The sequence below is a fragment of the Flagellimonas flava genome, from assembly GCF_900129665.1.
Lineage (GTDB): Bacteria > Bacteroidota > Bacteroidia > Flavobacteriales > Flavobacteriaceae > Flagellimonas > Flagellimonas flava.
Window position 1 is genome coordinate 1,108,937 of sequence record NZ_FQWL01000001.1, and the last position, 16,275, is coordinate 1,125,211.

Here is a 16,275-nt window from a genome sequence, read left to right on the forward strand (position 1 = left end):
CAATTCAAAAGGGGCATTCATCAATTCAGGTACATTTTCAGATACCGGTCACCATACTTTTAAGTTGCGGATCATTGTATCCCAAATCTATTTGAGACACTTAAAATATGCTTATGAGAAAAATTACTTTTTTGATTCTATTACATGTATGTACATTTTTATATTCCCATGAGAATAATGTTGGTTTTGAAAATGAAATAGAAGTTGTTGAGATAAAAGATGAAATTATTGATGGCAATGAATTCTATTGTGAAATTAATTACAGCCGTCCAACAATATTGGTATTCCCAAACTTAACTTCAGTCAAAGGTACACTGGCCTTTTGTTATACAACCAATCTTGTCGGAATTGAGGCCCCTCTATTAGAAAATGTGGAGGTTGAATTATTGATGACAAAAAATGAACATTTAATAGATATATCATTTCCACAATTACAGAAGACTACCGATTATTTGGTGATAACAGAAAATCCCTCATTAAAAAAAGCAGATTTTCCGCTTTTAGAGTATGTTGGTGCTTCCTTCAGTTTTATAGATAATCCAAAATTGGAAAGCGTAAAAGTGCCAAAACTGAAAACCACCTGCGAAAGAGTTTCATTTCAATTAAATCCCTCACTAGTTGAACTTGACTTTCCTTCCCTTACCAATATTGGCAATTGTGGCAACAATGCAGAACATGGAGGAGAATTTGAATTTTCCAGCAATGAATCATTAAATAAAATCAATGCACCAATTTTAGAAACAGCGGGGGGTATAAATCTTTACCACAACTTAAAATTGGAATCTTTTGAAACTTCAAATCTGGTGGTAATAGAAACGGATATTCATATACATAACAATGCGAATCTTAAAGAACTTAAACTCCAAAAGCTAAAATCGGTTGGTATCGACCTACACATATCCTCCAATGATTCACTCAAAGCAATTGACCTGCAAAACCTGAGTGATGTTGGGGTTTCATTTGTTATACACGCCAACTACCTATTGGAATATTTGAATCTATGTAGCTATGTACCTCCGGTTATACAATATGATGAAAACAACATCCCAATTCCAAGTTTTCCAGAATTCCACCTTTCTAATAATCCTGTCATAGACCAACACCCATTCTGCCCAGATCAAAAACCAGAAGAAGAAGTTGAAGAGGAAGATTTCGAAGACAATCCAAAGGTTACGGGTGAATCTATTAGAATCTCCCTCCACCCCAACCCAGCAGAAGATATCGTCCATATCGATTCCGAAATAGAATTCTCCAAAGTTGAAATCTACGACCTCTCCGGAAACTTGATCAAATCCTTAAGACCCAACAGCGCCGGGTACGATGTTAGCGATATTGCCGCCGGTATGTACATCATGATAATCTACCATAAAGACTCTATTTATGGCACCATTGAAAAACTGGTCATAAGATAACACCAAGAAAAGCTCCTTCCCCTATGTAGTCCTGAGCATTAGCGAAGGAGCTGGGAAGGTGGGTTTTCCGAAATCTGAAAATCTGGAAGGCTTAAACCACATTGCACTGTTTTCTATTACGCACAAAGTTTAAATACTTAATTTTCAATTACTTAAGAATTTCTGCTTTTTTTTGGCACGCTGTTTGGTAAATACTATTCAGAATGTAAATAGTTGCATTCAGAATTTAAAATCGGATAGTATGAAAAAGTTAGTACTCATTATAGCAGCAGTGCTCTTGGGCGTTCCAAACATCCAGGCAGCCGAAGAAAACACAGCATTGGTTACCAGTACCTATCGTTACGGGAACTCATTCATCTTTGTGGAAAATGGGGTAACTTTTTCAGTATACCCAGATGGGGAGTTTGATTTCTTTATCGATAATCAGGTAAATGTTGGTGTAGGTGCCCGAATTGGTAATGTGGGTGTTACCTTCAACTCTGGGTACAATTACAATCCTTTTGTACAGTATGATGACTATGGGGCTGTAATCCAAGTAGAGAACATTCCTGTCTATTACGATTATTATGGGCGTGTTTCGCAGATTGGTGGTGTGGATGTTTGGTATAGAAACGGTCGTGTACGAAGAGTTGGTGGATTGAACGTATTCTATAATGGTGGAGTATTTAGCCATTGTACCGGATTCATCAATGTCTATAATAGAGGTTATGTGTACAGACCTTTCCACAGATACTTTGTAAGACCAGCAGTTTCATTCTGTAATGTGTATACAAGACCTTACAGAAGATATTACAGACCTGTTAGGTATACCTATTACAGACCATATAGGGATAACTTCCGCAGAAACTATGTTAATAGAGGTAGAACCTACAGGTATGATCGATATAATAACAGACATCATGGAAGGGATAGAATCTATAGGAACGATAACAGAGTCACCAGACGTAACCAAGTAAGACGAGATGGTGCCGATTATGGAAGAAGTAACAGATATAACGGTAGAAACAATTACAGAAATGATGATTTCAGAAAAGGAAATGCTGTAACACGATCTAACCGAAACGTTGGAAGAAGTAATGGAACCAGTAGAACCGTAAAACAAGGAAAATATAGAAATGGAAATAGTGTATCCCGCTCCAACGGTAGAACGGTCACCCAAAGACAAGTGACCAGAAAACCCAACAGTAGAACCGTTGCCAAAAGAGAGGTAACATCTACTCCAAGGGGCAGGACGGTAACCCGTAGCACAAGTACTACCTATAGAAAGCCGCAGGCTAGAAGTAATTCAAATAGGCCTGTAGCTAGCAGAAACAATAGTGCTAAAAGGACGGTTACAAGAAGCTCTGGTACTACCTACAGAAAGCCTCAGGCTCGAAAAAGCAGCAGTCGAAGTGTAGCAAGTAGAAGTAGTGCTCCGAAAAGAACAGTTACCAGAAGTACCAAGACAACGGTCCGAAAAAGTTCTGGGAACAATAGTTCAAGAAGAAGCAATAACACAGGCACTAGGTCAAGAAGTACCAGAAGAGTGCAATAAAGATAGTTTTTAGGTTGGTTAGTTGTTTACCCCGTAGTTGGATTTATCCGCTACGGGGTTTTTCTTTTTAGCCATTTGGACAAAACCCCGGATACATCTTCCGAAATATCAAATCGATATAAAATCCCCAAATACATTACCACGACCAAAGCAGACTTTAGGCCAATATTGACTATGGGATGAAAAGGAAATTGAAAGACCCAAAACAAGCAGCTAAGCAATACAAGGGTGGCCAACACTTTAAAGGTTGCACCTGTGAACGGTAAAAACCCAAACTTTAGTTTCACAAAAACCAGTTTCGACAGATCAAATAGAAAAATAGCAACAAAACTTGCCAAAGCGGCCCCTTCAATACCATAAATGGGAATCAACCACAGGTTTAGCAAAATGGTGGTTAAGGCAAAGCATATTCCCATTCCCAATACCCATTTGTAATATTCGGAATAATACAGAATGGCATTAACATTGCCCATGAGTGCATCAAAAACCCTGGCCATTCCAATTAGGGCGACAATTGCAAAACCTCCTCTATACTCTTCCGGTAAAAGCAAGAACAAATCATTTATGTTTAAAATAATCAAAACGAACAACAAGCCAGAAGCGATAAAAGCAGTAAGGGATGTTTTTCGATAAAGACTTTCCAACTCAAATAGATTTCCATCGTTTAAATAGTTTGCAGTTAACGGATAGGTAATCTGGTTCATGGCCCTGGCCGGAACTATAATACTCGTAGCGATATATACCGCAACCCCATAAAAGGCAACATTTTCAATGGCCTTGAACTGGTTGATCATAAACTTATCGATTTCAAGAAGAATCAATGCCACGGAACCCCCCAGTACCATTAAAAGTCCGTACCCCAAAATGGTCTTAGTGTGTTTCGGAAACGACAAGCCAAGATTGGGCTTTTTGAGGTAAAAGGCATAGCTTTTCATGAGCAGGGTGCGCAATAAGTAGACCCCTACAATCCCTTTTAGGAAGAATTCCAGAGATATCATTTCAAAGTACAACAAGGTCAACAAAATGGTAACACAGATACGGGCGAATACCTCTTTAAGGAAATTTCCAAATACAGACTTTAAATGCACTTTGCTCCAGGCGTAAAAAACCTCAAAGTATGCCATGGACAGTCCAACCAAAAACAAATACCAAAGATAGTCCTTCACCAACGCATTTTTGATGGAGAGCCAATTTCCAATGGCATCTTGGGCGAGAGCAAAAAAAAGTGCCAAAGGCAATATAATCAACAAGGGCGCCACCAAAACCAGGGTCAAAAAGTTACCCTTCGATTCCTCGCTTTGAGCACTATAATACTTCACCAGGCTATTATGCGCGCCAGCGGACATGATTGGCATTAAAATGGCTCCTGTAGCTAAAATGAAAGTCACCAGGCCATAATAGGTGGGCTCAAGAATATTGGTGTACAGAAACAGGGTGTTGATAGCGCCAAAACCAAACCCGATAAAAGTGACTATGGTGTTTTTAAAGGATTGTTTTAAGACGATTCCCATTGAATGAAGTTTGCCATTTGCTTGGTGAGTTCCTTTCTATGGTATTGATGAATCCCAACAGGATTACACTCTAATTTTCCAGATTTAAAAGCTTCAAACCAAGTCAAAAGTAAGCTTTTTAGGCCTTCAACGTCATTTGTGCCAACTACCTTTCCAGCTGTTGCCGCTTCAATCATATCCCCAGCTTCCCATTCATCAGGCCCAATTGCCAAAATAGGGCGCTTTGCGTTCAGGTATTCAAACAGCTTTCCTGGTATGATTCCTTTTGTTTCCTCAGAATCTATTTCCAAAAGTAATAGTGATTGCGATTTTTGTTGAACTTCCACCACTTTGGAATGGGATAAATAGCCAAGCATATCCACATAGTCTTTCAACCCAAATTTAGAAATGGAGGCATGGACCTCTTCCCCCACTACCCCGGCCAACTGGATCTTTAGAGACTTACCAAAATCGGGATGGGATGTAACCAAATCCTGAAGGGCTTTCCAAAGGGAAACTGGGTTTCTTCCTGTCAACAAGGAGCCCAAATGCGAGATTGTAAAACTGGTATCCAATCCAGTAGGGGCTAGTAATTCATCAAACCCATTGGTAATTACTTTTATGGGTTTCTGGGTGATTTGTTCAAACTCCTTTTTCGTGGTGTTGCTAGTGACTACAATCTTATCGGCCGTGCATAGAACCTCCGTTTCCAAGCTCTTATGCTTTAGCTGGGATTTTTTGGTCAGGAGCAGCTTTTTATGATACCCAATAGTGGTCCAAGGGTCACGAAAGTCAGCAATCCATTGCAGCTTTTTAGTTTTCTTCAGGCCAAGACCGATTAGGTGCAAGCTATGCGGTGGCCCCGTGGTAATAATCGTTTCCACCCCCTCTTTTTCTATGATTTCCTGTAAGTAAGTAATGGAAGGTCGCACCCATGATTTGCGGGCATCCGGAATAAAGAAATTGCCCCTTATCCACAACAAAATCCGCTCTAACCATGAGGCCTTTTTTTCCTGAATGATTCCAGAACTGATAGTTTTTGTTTTCTTTTTGGAAAGTAACGAAGCCCAAACATAGGGTTCTCGGATAGGCCTTTTTAGTATTTTGACATCTTGGGGCACATCCAGCAACAACTGGGTATCCACAATTGGGTAATGGGGATTCTCAGGCACATAGACTATCGGTTCCACCTCAAAATCCTTAAAGTATTTGACAAACTTTAGCCATCGTTGCACACCAGGTCCGCCAGCAGGGGGCCAATAATATGCTATGACCAAAACTTTATGCATTACTCCTTTTCAGATTTTTTACGTCGGAAGGACAAACCAATTCCACCCAAAATCACCAAGCCCAAAAGAATATTGCTTCCAAGAGCGATTTGGCTTCCTGTTCTAACAACCTCAGGTTCAAATTTGAATTCGATGGTATGCTTGCCTGCTGGAACCTTCATGCCCCGTAGTGCATAATTTACCTTAAAATGAGGTTCTAATTGCCCATCCAAATAGGCGTTCCATCCCTTGGGATAATGCATCTCCGAAAAAATGGCAAACCCATCATTGGAATTGTTTGATTGGTATTTGATGTAATTAGGTCTATGGTCTTCCACTTGAATTTGTGCCAACGAATCCACTTCATAGCTCAGTTTTGTTACCGTGGGGAAAGCCTTGGTATTGATTATAGCTTGCGTCTTGGAATTGATGTCCTTCAATGTCGTTATCGCTTCATTGGCAGACCCTACGCTTTTTAGGTTTTGCACAAACCAGGCAGGTCCGTTGGCACCATCATTGACAGCCGGGACGTTGTTTCCTTCCTCATCCTGTTGAATAATATACTTTACATTCAACATATTCAAAACCTCAAGGTTGTTTTGATATAAATGATATTCGAACAAGTCTTGAAGCCGTCTGGGTTTAGCAGCATGGTAGCCGCCAACCGATTTATGGAAATAAGAAGTTCTTGCTCCATTTAGCCCTTCCTGCGGGTCGAATACCCGGTAAACCGATTGATCTTGTTGAATCATCTGGTCCAACTGACTGGCCTGAAATGGCTCATTTACCTGACGTTGACGTACAAAATCATCTTCATTCACATATCGAAGACTCACCCCAACCAAATCAAACAAAACAAGTGCTCCAAGTAGTATGGAAACCAGATTTTTTCCAATCTTGTCTTTTATAAAAAACCATAAGGTCAATGCGGCCAGAGTCACATAGATCAAAGAACGAATTGTATCCGAAACATATACTGCCTGACGATCACGTCGAAGAATATCCAATAGCGCATCCCCAAAATATTGTCGATAGGTCTCATCATTCTGTCCAACAAAATCAAAGAACCCCTTTAGTACGAAAATAAAAACGCCAAGCCCAAGTGTAATGAAAAAACAAAGTTTCAGGGCTTTTAGTTTTTTGGCTGCCTTAAGTTTACCTCGGAACAATTCCCTAACACCAAGAATACCCAATACAGGAAAGCATAACTCCAAAACTACCTGAATCGAAGAAACAGCCCTAAACTTATTGTACAAGGGAAAGTAGTCAATCATAAAATTGGTTAGCGCCGGAAAATTTTTGCCCCATGATAACAACAAGGACAAAATAACCCCAGAGAGGAGCCACCATTTCTTTTTTCCATCGACCAGAATCAGGCCAAGAATGAAAAGAAAAATCACTATTGCCCCAACGTAGGCAGGCGCAGCTGGACCCGACATGGGGTGTGGTCCCCAGTATAAATAAAGTCCAGAAACTTCTACAGCTCTTGTTGGTGAAAGTCCCTGACCGGTCAAATACTCATAAACCTTTGATTTTTTGCCCAAATCCTCATTTCCTGAACCTCCAAACATTCTAGGAACAAACAAATCCAATGATTCTGCTATTCCATAACTGTAGTAGGTAATATAGTCCCTATCCAAGCCCGTCTGAACTTCCTTTGCGCTTCCATCGGGATTAATTGTCAATTCTGATTTTCCCCTTGTGCTCCAATCTGCATACTCTTTTGTCGCCATAAGTCCCGTGGCATTGGTGGCTATGGAAAGTAAAACTGCACCTATCAAAATGCCGACAGAGGCGAAAAAATGTTTTAATTTTTTGTCCTTGATTGCATAAATGAGCTGCACCAGACCCAGTAACAGCACCAGTAGCATGAAATAGTAGGTCATCTGGTAATGATTGGCACTTATTTCCAGTGCCATGGCCAATGCAGTAAGTATAAATCCGAGCAGGTACTTTTTTCGAAACACTAGTACTATCCCACCCAAGACCATGGGGATATAGCCCAGTGCATGCGCCTTGGCATTATGACCAACCCCTAGGATAATTATAAAATAAGTGGAAAATCCGAACGCCAGCGCACCTACTATGGCCAACCTGTAATCCACTTTGAGACATAGCATCAGAATATAAAATCCAATAAAGTATAGAAAAAGATAGTCCGCCGGACGGGGCAAAAACCGAATCAATCTATCCAGTTTTTTTACATAGTCGTGCTCATAATTGGCCCCCAACTGATAGGTGGGCATACCACCAAAAGCACTATTGGTCCAATACGATTCTTCCCCACTCAATTCTTTATAATCATTTCGCTCCTTGGCCATGCCCTTATATTGGGCAATATCCGACTGAAAAATGGCCTTACCCTGCAAAACCGGATAAAAGTAGACCAGAGAGGCCAAAAGAAAGAAAGCGATTACACAAAGATGGGTAACAACTGCTTTAAAGGAAAGATTCATGGAATGATTTTGAAAAGACAAATATTAGTCAATTTCTTCAAAATCTATGTATTCTCCAACTTTTTTTGAAGGATTGGATTTTCGGGTTGTCTTAGAAAAAATGGTAGTTTCACCCTCATTATCAGGTTGTTTACTAAAATCCTGATAATTGCCAAATTGCTGTCCAAAGCGCTCATTGGTCTTCTTAACAGCATAATTCAACAACTTAGGTGCCAACCACCTTAGCAGCAATTTAACCGCGTAGTATACTAATACAACCAGTAAAATCGTTTGTAATAAAACCATATAACAATAGCTATTGCATCAAAATTACATTGTTAGTCCCTTAAACGACTCTAAAGTTTCTTAAAATAGTATTAAAATAAGTTATATGGATTTCCCTGTGATCAAGAAGGCCCTTTTTCTATTCTGCTTAATCCCATTGTTCACCCATGCCCAGTATACGGATGTTATCAACAGCAACAGGCCCGGTAGGGCTGTAAGTGCCTATGCCGTAGGAAGAAATGTCGTGCAAGGTGAGATGGGACTGCTTTATGAACAGCAGGACAATGCGGATCTCAATACGGATTCCAACATTTTAGGGGTGGATTTCTCCCTTCGATATGGTTTGCTTTTTGAAACTCTGGAACTTAATTGGGAAGGGTCATTTATCACCCAAAATGTGACCTTTACCAATCTGGGGACGGATGAGAGACGTACCGATTTTTCCAGAAATCGCCTGGGTCTGAAATTCTTGATCTTCGATCCCTATAAAAATCCTGAGCGAAGCAAACCCAATCTCTATAGTTGGAGGGCCAACAATGTATTCCAGTGGAAAAACCTAATTCCAGCGGTCTCTGTATATGCGGGAGCTACGTTTACCTTAGGGGAAAATCCATTTTATGTTGGTGATCCCGTTGTAGCGCCAAGGGCGGCCATCGCTACCCAAAGTAGACTTTCACCAAGATTTGTATTGATTTCCAATCTTGCATACGACCGCATTGGAACTGACTTTCCAGAGTTGAATTTTGCCATGTCCATCACACACGCCTTTAGGGATCCCAAATGGAGCGTGTTTTTAGAAGGACAGGGTATTAGCAGTGATCGGTATTCAGATGTGCTACTTCGAACAGGGGTAGCCTATCTTATTAATGAGAATTTTCAGGCTGATTTTCATTTGGGTTCGGGATTTAAGAATTCTCCCTCCAGAATCTTTACCGTACTTGGTTTCTCCTACCGACTAGATTTCCATAAGGACAAGCTTGTTGCCATTTCGGACCAGAAAGGCGGAAAGAATGGAAAAATCAAAAAAGGAGCGGCTAAGAAAAAGCGCAAAAAATCCAAGAAAAAGAAGAAGGATAAACTAGACTTCTAAGTTTTGTGGGTATCATTTTTCTCCCGCTAAGAATATTCCTAATATTGACCTTACAAAAAATAACGTATGGTCACCGTAAAGCAGGTTCAGTCCAAGGCCGATTTAAAAGCTTTTGTCAAGTTTCCCTTTTCGATATATAAGGATTCACCGTATTGGGTTCCTCCAATTATTAATGATGAAATGGAATCCTTTAATCCTGAAAAGAATCCTGTCTTCAAAAATGCAGAAGCCCAATTCTTCCTTGCCTATAGGGAAAACAAAATCGTGGGGCGTGTTGCGGCAATCATCAATTGGCTTGAGGTCAACGAGCAGCAATTGCGGAAGATGCGTTTTGGCTGGTTCGATTTTGTGGATGATTTTGAAGTATCCGAAGCCTTGCTTAAAAAAGTGGCCGAAATTGGTCAAGGCCATGATCTTGAATATATGGAAGGTCCGGTTGGTTTTTCAAACCTGGACAAGGTGGGCGTGCTTATAGACGGTTTCGACCACATTGGTACTATGATTACTTGGTACAACCACCCCTATTATCTTTCCCATTATGAAAAGCATGGGTTTATAAAAGAAAAAGAATATCTAGAAAACAAATTTCTTTTTGCCAATGCGGACCCTAAGATGTTCCAGAAAGCCAATATGCTAATCAAAAGACGTTATGGCCTTCGGGAACTGAACTTTGACAACAGTAAGGAAATTATGCCATGGGTGGACAAAATGTTTGATCTATTCAATAATACCTACTCCAGTTTAGCCTCCTTTGTCAAAATTACCGATGTGCAGAAGGAGTACTTCAAAAAGAAATACATCAGTTTTATCAATCCAGAATACATCAAGTTTGTGGTTGACGCTGACAACGAACTGGTAGCCTTCGCCATTGTTATGCCTTCATTTTCAAAGGCGCTCCAAAAGGCAAAAGGAAAACTCTTTCCTACAGGGGTATTTCATCTTTTAAGGGCTAAGAAACATAGCAAGGATGTTATTTTCTATTTAATAGGGATTAGACCCGATTTCCAAAACAAAGGGGTTACCGCGGTAATTTTTAATGAATACTATAAAACTTTCAAGAAACGTGGTGTTGAAAACTGCATTAGAACGCCTGAATTGGAAGAAAATGTCGCCATTAGGCAAATGTGGAAACACTTTGACCCCGTTACACACAAACGTAGGAGAACCTATAGGAAAGCACTCAGGAATTAGCTTGTCACATTCAATCTATAATTCTACCAGGGTCTAGATCGTAACAAATTCCATGTTTATGGACTAAGAAGTAAAGCAATATTGTATCACAGGTGATTAATCTATCTAGCGGAGAATATTTTGGTAACAGTCTAGATGTCCTCGAAAATGATGATATCAAACTTTGTATCACGGAATATAGTGAAGAGGATGATATTGGGGTACATGATCACCAAAATGCGTATTTGAGTCTTTTGTTTTCAGGAAGTTATCTAGAGCAGAGTTCAAATACCGTGCAGCGTGTTGAAGCGGGTGAAGCTCTGTTCAGACCGCAAGGCTATAAACATAAAAACACCTTTGAAACGGTTCACGGTAAATGCTTTAATATAGAATTCAAGCCCAGTTGGTTCAACCTAAAGGGCAGCACACAAATTCCTTTAACTTCACTCAAGAAGTTCAAGGTAGTTGGACACCCTTCACTTTACAAGCTTTTAGTACTGCTGAAGAAAGGAGTTCATGATATGGATCTTGCCACGGAATATGTTTACGATTGGTATGGTGGGCTTGCCCATGAATATTTTCCCAAAGCAGATTTGCGATGGATAAAAGCAATCACCATTATCGTAAACGATGAAAAGGAGGTTTTTCACTCGCTCCAATCCCTCTCAGAACGAGTTTATGTACATCCGGTGTATCTGGCAAGGGCGTTTAAAAAAAGAATGGGGTGCACGATTGGGGAATATCAGCTTCAGGTCAAAATGGATCATGCCATGAAGCAATTGCTGAAAGATTCCAAAACTATTGGCGAAATTTCATTTGAAACCGGATTCTATGATGACCCCCACTTTATTCGCTCATTTAAATCCTACTATGGACTTCCCCCAAGCCAATTCAAAAAAACAATAACGGGATAGGTTAACAGTTTTATTCGCCCATTGCAGCAGCAACAGCTGCGGAAAGTCTTTTGTAAGTTCCGTTTTGAAGTCGCTCACGAATACCGGAGAAAGCATCCAAGGTTTCTGCGATATCTTCCATGGTATGGGTAGCAGTAGGAATCAAACGAAGTAAAATCAGACCTTTCGGAATAACTGGATATACCACAATGGAACAGAAGATACCGTAGTTTTCCCTTAAGTCCTTAACCAATGCCATGGCTTCGGGAATGCTACCGTTTAAATATACCGGTGTAACGCAGCTGGATGTGGTTCCTATATCAAAGCCTCGTTCCTTAAGTCCATTTTGCAGCGCATTCACATTCTCCCAAAGTTTCGCCTTTAGCTCGGGCCTTGTGCGAAGCATGTCCAGTCTTTTTAGTGCCCCTTTGACATATACCATGGGCAATGACTTGGCAAACATCTGTGATCTAAGATTATACTTAAGGTACTCTATGATTTCTTGATCGGCCGCTACGAAGGCGCCAATACTGGCCATAGATTTGGCAAAAGTGGCCAAATAGACATCTATCTCATCCTGCACCCCTTGCTCTTCTCCAGCTCCTGCCCCAGTCTTACCTAGGGTACCAAAACCGTGTGCATCATCCACCAAAAGCCTAAACTTGAACTTTTTCTTCAGGGCCACAATCTCCTTGAGGATACCTTGTTCACCCCTCATACCAAAAACACCTTCCGAAATCACCAAAATACCACCGCCTGTCTCCGAAGCCAATTTTGTGGCTCTTTCCAGGTTTTTTTCAAGACTTCCGGCATCATTATGTTTAAAGGTAAAGCGTTTGCCCATGTGTAGACGTACCCCGTCGATAATACAGGCGTGGCAATCCACATCATAAACGATAATATCATCTTTAGCAACCAAAGCGTCGATTACCGACATAAACCCTTGGTATCCAAAATTCAAAAGATAAGAAGCTTCTTTATTTACAAAGGCGGCAAGTTCTTGTTCCAACTGCTCGTGGTAATCCGTATGACCACTCATCATTCTTGCACCCATAGGATAAGCCGAGCCATGTTCCAGTGCAGCTTCACCGTCAACTTTCTTAATTTCAGGGAGATTGGCCAATCCCAAGTAGTCATTGATGCTCCATGTAATTACATCTTTTCCTTGGAACTTCATTCGATTAGAGATGGGTCCTTCCAGTTTTGGGAATACAAAATAACCTTCAGCCTGCGATGCCCATTTCCCTAAAGGCCCTTTATTTTCAATAATTCTGTCAAATAAATCTCTCATCTACCTCAAAATTAATTCAAATGCAAAAATATATATTTTTGGTAAGCCCACATAACTAAATATCAGGATAAAAAAAAACGGCAATGAGAGCCATTGCCGTTCCAATTTACAGTAAATCAAGTACTACTTGATGTATTCTATTTTTTCAGGGGTTTCAGCATTCTGGATATCAAAAAATCCTTGATTTTCCATCCATTCGTTACTGTATACCTTGCTCATATACCGTGAACCATGGTCTGGAAAGATAACAACAACGTTGCTATCCTCCGAAAATTCACCCTCCGTATTCAATTGATATAATGCCTGCATTGCCGCCCCACTGGTATATCCCACAAAAATACCCTCAGAGTGGGCAATTTTTCTGGCCATATGGGCACTTTCGCCATCTGTTACCTTAATATAACGGTCAATAGCGTTAAAATCGGTCGCAGCAGGGATAAGGTTTTTCCCAAGTCCTTCTATTCTGTAAGGGTAGACCTCATTATGGTCAAATTCCCCGGTTTCATGGAATTTTTTCAAGACCGAACCGTAAGCATCCACTCCCAACACCTTAATTTCAGGATTTTGCTCTTTCAGGTAACGGGCAATTCCAGAAATGGTACCGCCGGTTCCACTGCACGCCACCAAATGGGTTATGTTTCCATTCGTCTGATTCCAAATCTCGGGACCGGTGGTGTTGTAATGGGCCTCGATATTCAATTCGTTAAAATACTGATTGATATATATGGAATCTTTGGTCTCTTGGTGAAGACGCTTGGCCACTTCGTAATATGATCTTGGATCGTCCGCGCTCACGTGCGCAGGACAAACATATACCTTGGCTCCCATGGAGCGTAACATATCTATTTTATCTGGAGACGATTTTGAACTAACCGCCAAAATGCACTTATAGCCCTTTACAATACTGACCATAGCCAAACTAAAGCCGGTATTGCCGGAAGTGGTCTCAATAATAGTACTACCAGGTTTTAAAATCCCTTTGCGTTCTGCTTCTTCTATAATATAAACCGCAATTCTATCCTTGGAAGAATGACCTGGATTAAAGGCTTCTACCTTGGCATAGAAATTACCTGTAAGAGGTTGGGCAATTTTATTAAGCTTAACTAAGGGGGTATTTCCAATTAAATCAAGAATATTGCTGTGCGCATTTATCTGTTTTCTCATAACTGGGTTTAGGTAAGGGGCAAATCGTTGGTTAGGCAACAATTTATCCGGCACAAAAATAGCACTTTTTATTTTATGGGACTTTTCCTTCCAAATCTAAAATAAATGCATATTCCTTGGCAGTTTCCCTTAGCGATTCAAAACGGCCTGAAGCCCCGCCGTGACCTGCGTCCATATTGGTGTCCAAAAACAACAGGTTACCATCCGTTTTATGTTCCCTAAGTTTGGCCACCCACTTGGCTGGTTCCCAATATTGTACCTGCGAATCATGCAAACCTGTTGAAACATACATGTTTGGGTAGGCCTTGGCAGTTATATTATCATAAGGCGAGTATGATTTCATGTATTCGTAGTACTCTTTTTCATGAGGATTGCCCCATTCATCATACTCTCCAGTGGTAAGGGGAATGCTATCGTCCAACATTGTTGTGACCACATCCACAAAAGGAACCGCCGCAATCACCCCATTATATAGCTCAGGTGCCATATTCACTATGGCGCCCATAAGCAATCCGCCAGCGGAACCTCCGGCAGCGTAGAGATGTTTTGGGCTGGTGTAATTATTATCCACAAGAAATTGAGAACAATCGATAAAGTCGGTAAAAGTGTTCTTCTTCTTGTATAATTTTCCATCTTCATACCAATTTCTGCCCAAATATTCCCCACCCCTAACATGGGAAATCGCATAAATAAAGCCACGATCCAACAAGCTTAGTCTAATGGAGGAAAAATAAGGATCAATAGTGCTACCGTAAGAGCCATAAGCGTACTGCAGCAAAGGACTGTTGCCATCAAATTGGGTGTCCTTATGGTACACCATGGAAATGGGCACTTTGACACCGTCCCTGGCCGTGGCCCAAACACGCTTTGTCCGGTAATTTTGTTTGTCGAACTTTCCACCCAAAACCTCTTGCTCCTTCAATATTTTCTTGGCCTTGGTTTCCATATTGAAATCGATAATGGCATAGGGCGCTCCCATTTCATTATAATAGTACCGAAGCTCCTGGGTATCAAAGTCAACATTGACCGAAGTTCCGGCAACATAGGTCTCACTATCAAAAGGAAGGTAATAGGAGTCACCGGTATCCCAACGGGAAATCTTAAGTTGGTTCAGCCCGTTTTCCCTTTCCGTAAGCACATAATAGTCTTTGAAAATCTCCACATCTTCAAGAAGCACGGCTTCCCTATGCGGAATAAACTCTTCCCAATCCTTGGAATTCGTTTTTCCCTCTGTGGCCTTCATAAGTTTAAAATTTGTTGCGCCATCCTTGTTGGTAAGTACAAAGAAATTGCCATTGTAATGTGCAATGGAGTATTCCACACCCCTTTCCCGTGGAGAAAAGATTTCAAAATCCCCTTCTGGATTATCCGCATCCAAAATTTGATATTCCGTGGTCAACGTGCTCACCGAACCTATTACAATATATTTTCTGGACTTGGTTTTGTAAACGAAAGTGTTATAAGTGGAATCTTTCTCGTGAAAAATTAGAACATCCTCCTTGGCCGAAGTCCCTAGCGCATGTCTATAAATCTTATCCGATCGCAGGGTAACTGGGTCTTTCTTGGTGTAAAACAACGTTTTTCCATCATTCCCCCACACGGAGCTGCCTGTTGTATTTTCAATGTGATCCGATAGTATCTCTCCTGTATGTAGGTTTTTAACCTGAATGGTATACTGCCTTCTCGATACGGTATCCGTAGCAAATGATGCCATGGAATTGTCCGGACTTACCGATATCCCCCTTAGATTGAAAAACTCGTGCTCTTTGGCTAGATCATTACAATTGAACATTAATTCATCCGCTCCCTCCAAATTGCCTTTTTTCCTGAAATACAAGGGATATTCCCCACCTTTGACATATTTGGTGATATACCAATACCCATTGTATTTATAGGGAACGGAGTTGTCGTCTTCCTTAATTCTGGATTTCATTTCCTCAAAGAGTTCTTCTTGGAAGCTCTTGGTATGGGAAGTCATATTTGAATAATAAGAGTTTTCCGCATTCAGATAGTCCAAAACTTCCTGATCTTCCCGGTCATTCATCCAATAATAGTCATCCACCCTAATGTCACCATGCTTTTCTAACTGGGTTGGGTTCTTTTTGGCCAAAGGAGCCTTTATCTGCATCAATTTGTTGTTTTCGGTTTTACAAGCGCCTGCAAAAATAAGGCTTATCAAAAAATAAAGTGGACGGATTGAGCCATGTTTCATACCAATCTAATTTGGCCCAAATTAGTACTTT

At 40.6% G+C, this 16,275-nt stretch carries 12 protein-coding genes; 5 read left to right on the forward strand and 7 right to left on the reverse strand.

From position 1 onward, the window contains the following. Window positions 1-113: 113 nt before the first annotated feature. Window positions 114-1,412 (forward strand): T9SS type A sorting domain-containing protein, encoded by a 1,299-nt coding sequence (locus BUC10_RS05130; protein WP_073176868.1) that lies wholly within the window; start codon window positions 114-116, stop codon window positions 1,410-1,412. A 241-nt stretch (window positions 1,413-1,653) separates the two neighbouring features. Continuing rightward, the gene (locus BUC10_RS05135; RefSeq protein WP_073176869.1) at window positions 1,654-2,946 is read left to right on the forward strand and encodes a hypothetical protein; all 1,293 of its coding nucleotides are present in this window, start codon (window positions 1,654-1,656) and stop codon (window positions 2,944-2,946) included. Window positions 2,947-2,996: 50 nt separating this feature from the next. On the opposite strand, the gene BUC10_RS05140 is transcribed toward BUC10_RS05135, so the two are convergent. Genes BUC10_RS05140 through BUC10_RS05155 form a run of 4 tightly spaced genes read right to left on the reverse strand, consistent with a single transcriptional unit; the run spans window position 2,997 to window position 8,445 of the window. Beyond that, on the reverse strand, window positions 2,997-4,457 hold the full coding sequence (locus BUC10_RS05140; RefSeq protein ID WP_073176870.1) for an oligosaccharide flippase family protein: 1,461 nt from the start codon (window positions 4,455-4,457) through the stop codon (window positions 2,997-2,999). Further along, complete coding sequence (locus BUC10_RS05145) at window positions 4,442-5,725, reverse strand: glycosyltransferase family protein (protein ID WP_073176871.1); 1,284 nt, start codon at window positions 5,723-5,725, stop codon at window positions 4,442-4,444. Before BUC10_RS05145 ends, BUC10_RS05140 begins: the two co-directional genes overlap by 16 nt. Continuing rightward, a complete protein-coding gene (locus tag BUC10_RS05150) occupies window positions 5,725-8,160 on the reverse strand; it encodes a YfhO family protein (protein WP_073176872.1) in 2,436 nt (811 codons plus the stop codon). The genes BUC10_RS05145 and BUC10_RS05150 overlap by 1 nt, the downstream gene beginning before the upstream one ends. 24 nt (window positions 8,161-8,184) lie before the next feature. Further along, complete coding sequence (locus tag BUC10_RS05155; RefSeq protein WP_073176873.1) at window positions 8,185-8,445, reverse strand: DUF4834 family protein; 261 nt, start codon at window positions 8,443-8,445, stop codon at window positions 8,185-8,187. Between the two features lie 85 nt (window positions 8,446-8,530). Here BUC10_RS05155 and BUC10_RS05160 point away from each other — a divergent pair, with 85 nt between their 5' ends. From BUC10_RS05160 to BUC10_RS05170, 3 genes are all read left to right on the forward strand, one after another. Then, the gene (locus tag BUC10_RS05160) at window positions 8,531-9,514 is read left to right on the forward strand and encodes a transporter (RefSeq protein ID WP_073176874.1); all 984 of its coding nucleotides are present in this window, start codon (window positions 8,531-8,533) and stop codon (window positions 9,512-9,514) included. A gap of 66 nt (window positions 9,515-9,580) precedes the next feature. Next, window positions 9,581-10,705: a GTP cyclohydrolase gene (locus BUC10_RS05165; RefSeq protein ID WP_073176875.1), complete on the forward strand. Its 1,125-nt coding sequence runs from the start codon at window positions 9,581-9,583 to the stop codon at window positions 10,703-10,705. Window positions 10,706-10,797: 92 nt separating this feature from the next. Further along, entirely contained in the window at window positions 10,798-11,598 is an 801-nt protein-coding gene (locus BUC10_RS05170) for a helix-turn-helix domain-containing protein (protein ID WP_073176876.1), read from the forward strand. A gap of 10 nt (window positions 11,599-11,608) precedes the next feature. Here the strand turns inward: BUC10_RS05170 and BUC10_RS05175 are convergent, their stop codons facing one another. The 3 genes from BUC10_RS05175 to BUC10_RS05185 all read right to left on the reverse strand — a co-directional run bounded on the left by BUC10_RS05175 (window position 11,609) and on the right by BUC10_RS05185 (window position 16,244). Next, window positions 11,609-12,868: a cysteate-C-fatty acyltransferase gene (locus tag BUC10_RS05175; protein ID WP_073176877.1), complete on the reverse strand. Its 1,260-nt coding sequence runs from the start codon at window positions 12,866-12,868 to the stop codon at window positions 11,609-11,611. A gap of 123 nt (window positions 12,869-12,991) precedes the next feature. Beyond that, the gene (locus BUC10_RS05180) at window positions 12,992-14,032 is read right to left on the reverse strand and encodes a cysteate synthase (protein ID WP_073176878.1); all 1,041 of its coding nucleotides are present in this window, start codon (window positions 14,030-14,032) and stop codon (window positions 12,992-12,994) included. A gap of 73 nt (window positions 14,033-14,105) precedes the next feature. After that, complete coding sequence (locus BUC10_RS05185; protein ID WP_073176879.1) at window positions 14,106-16,244, reverse strand: S9 family peptidase; 2,139 nt, start codon at window positions 16,242-16,244, stop codon at window positions 14,106-14,108. Window positions 16,245-16,275: the final 31 nt, after the last annotated feature.

Excerpts from the sequence above, each read along its gene's own strand:
- BUC10_RS05130 (WP_073176868.1), top strand. The coding sequence starts at position 114 with ATGAGAAAAATTACTTTTTTGATTCTATTACATGTATGTACATTTTTA.
- BUC10_RS05135 (WP_073176869.1), top strand. The coding sequence starts at position 1,654 with ATGAAAAAGTTAGTACTCATTATAGCAGCAGTGCTCTTGGGCGTTCCA.
- BUC10_RS05140 (WP_073176870.1), bottom strand. The coding sequence starts at position 4,457 with ATGGGAATCGTCTTAAAACAATCCTTTAAAAACACCATAGTCACTTTT.
- BUC10_RS05145 (WP_073176871.1), bottom strand. The coding sequence starts at position 5,725 with ATGCATAAAGTTTTGGTCATAGCATATTATTGGCCCCCTGCTGGCGGA.
- BUC10_RS05150 (WP_073176872.1), bottom strand. The coding sequence starts at position 8,160 with ATGAATCTTTCCTTTAAAGCAGTTGTTACCCATCTTTGTGTAATCGCT.
- BUC10_RS05155 (WP_073176873.1), bottom strand. The coding sequence starts at position 8,445 with ATGGTTTTATTACAAACGATTTTACTGGTTGTATTAGTATACTACGCG.
- BUC10_RS05160 (WP_073176874.1), top strand. The coding sequence starts at position 8,531 with ATGGATTTCCCTGTGATCAAGAAGGCCCTTTTTCTATTCTGCTTAATC.
- BUC10_RS05165 (WP_073176875.1), top strand. The coding sequence starts at position 9,581 with ATGGTCACCGTAAAGCAGGTTCAGTCCAAGGCCGATTTAAAAGCTTTT.
- BUC10_RS05175 (WP_073176877.1), bottom strand. The coding sequence starts at position 12,868 with ATGAGAGATTTATTTGACAGAATTATTGAAAATAAAGGGCCTTTAGGG.
- BUC10_RS05180 (WP_073176878.1), bottom strand. The coding sequence starts at position 14,032 with ATGAGAAAACAGATAAATGCGCACAGCAATATTCTTGATTTAATTGGA.
- BUC10_RS05185 (WP_073176879.1), bottom strand. The coding sequence starts at position 16,244 with ATGAAACATGGCTCAATCCGTCCACTTTATTTTTTGATAAGCCTTATT.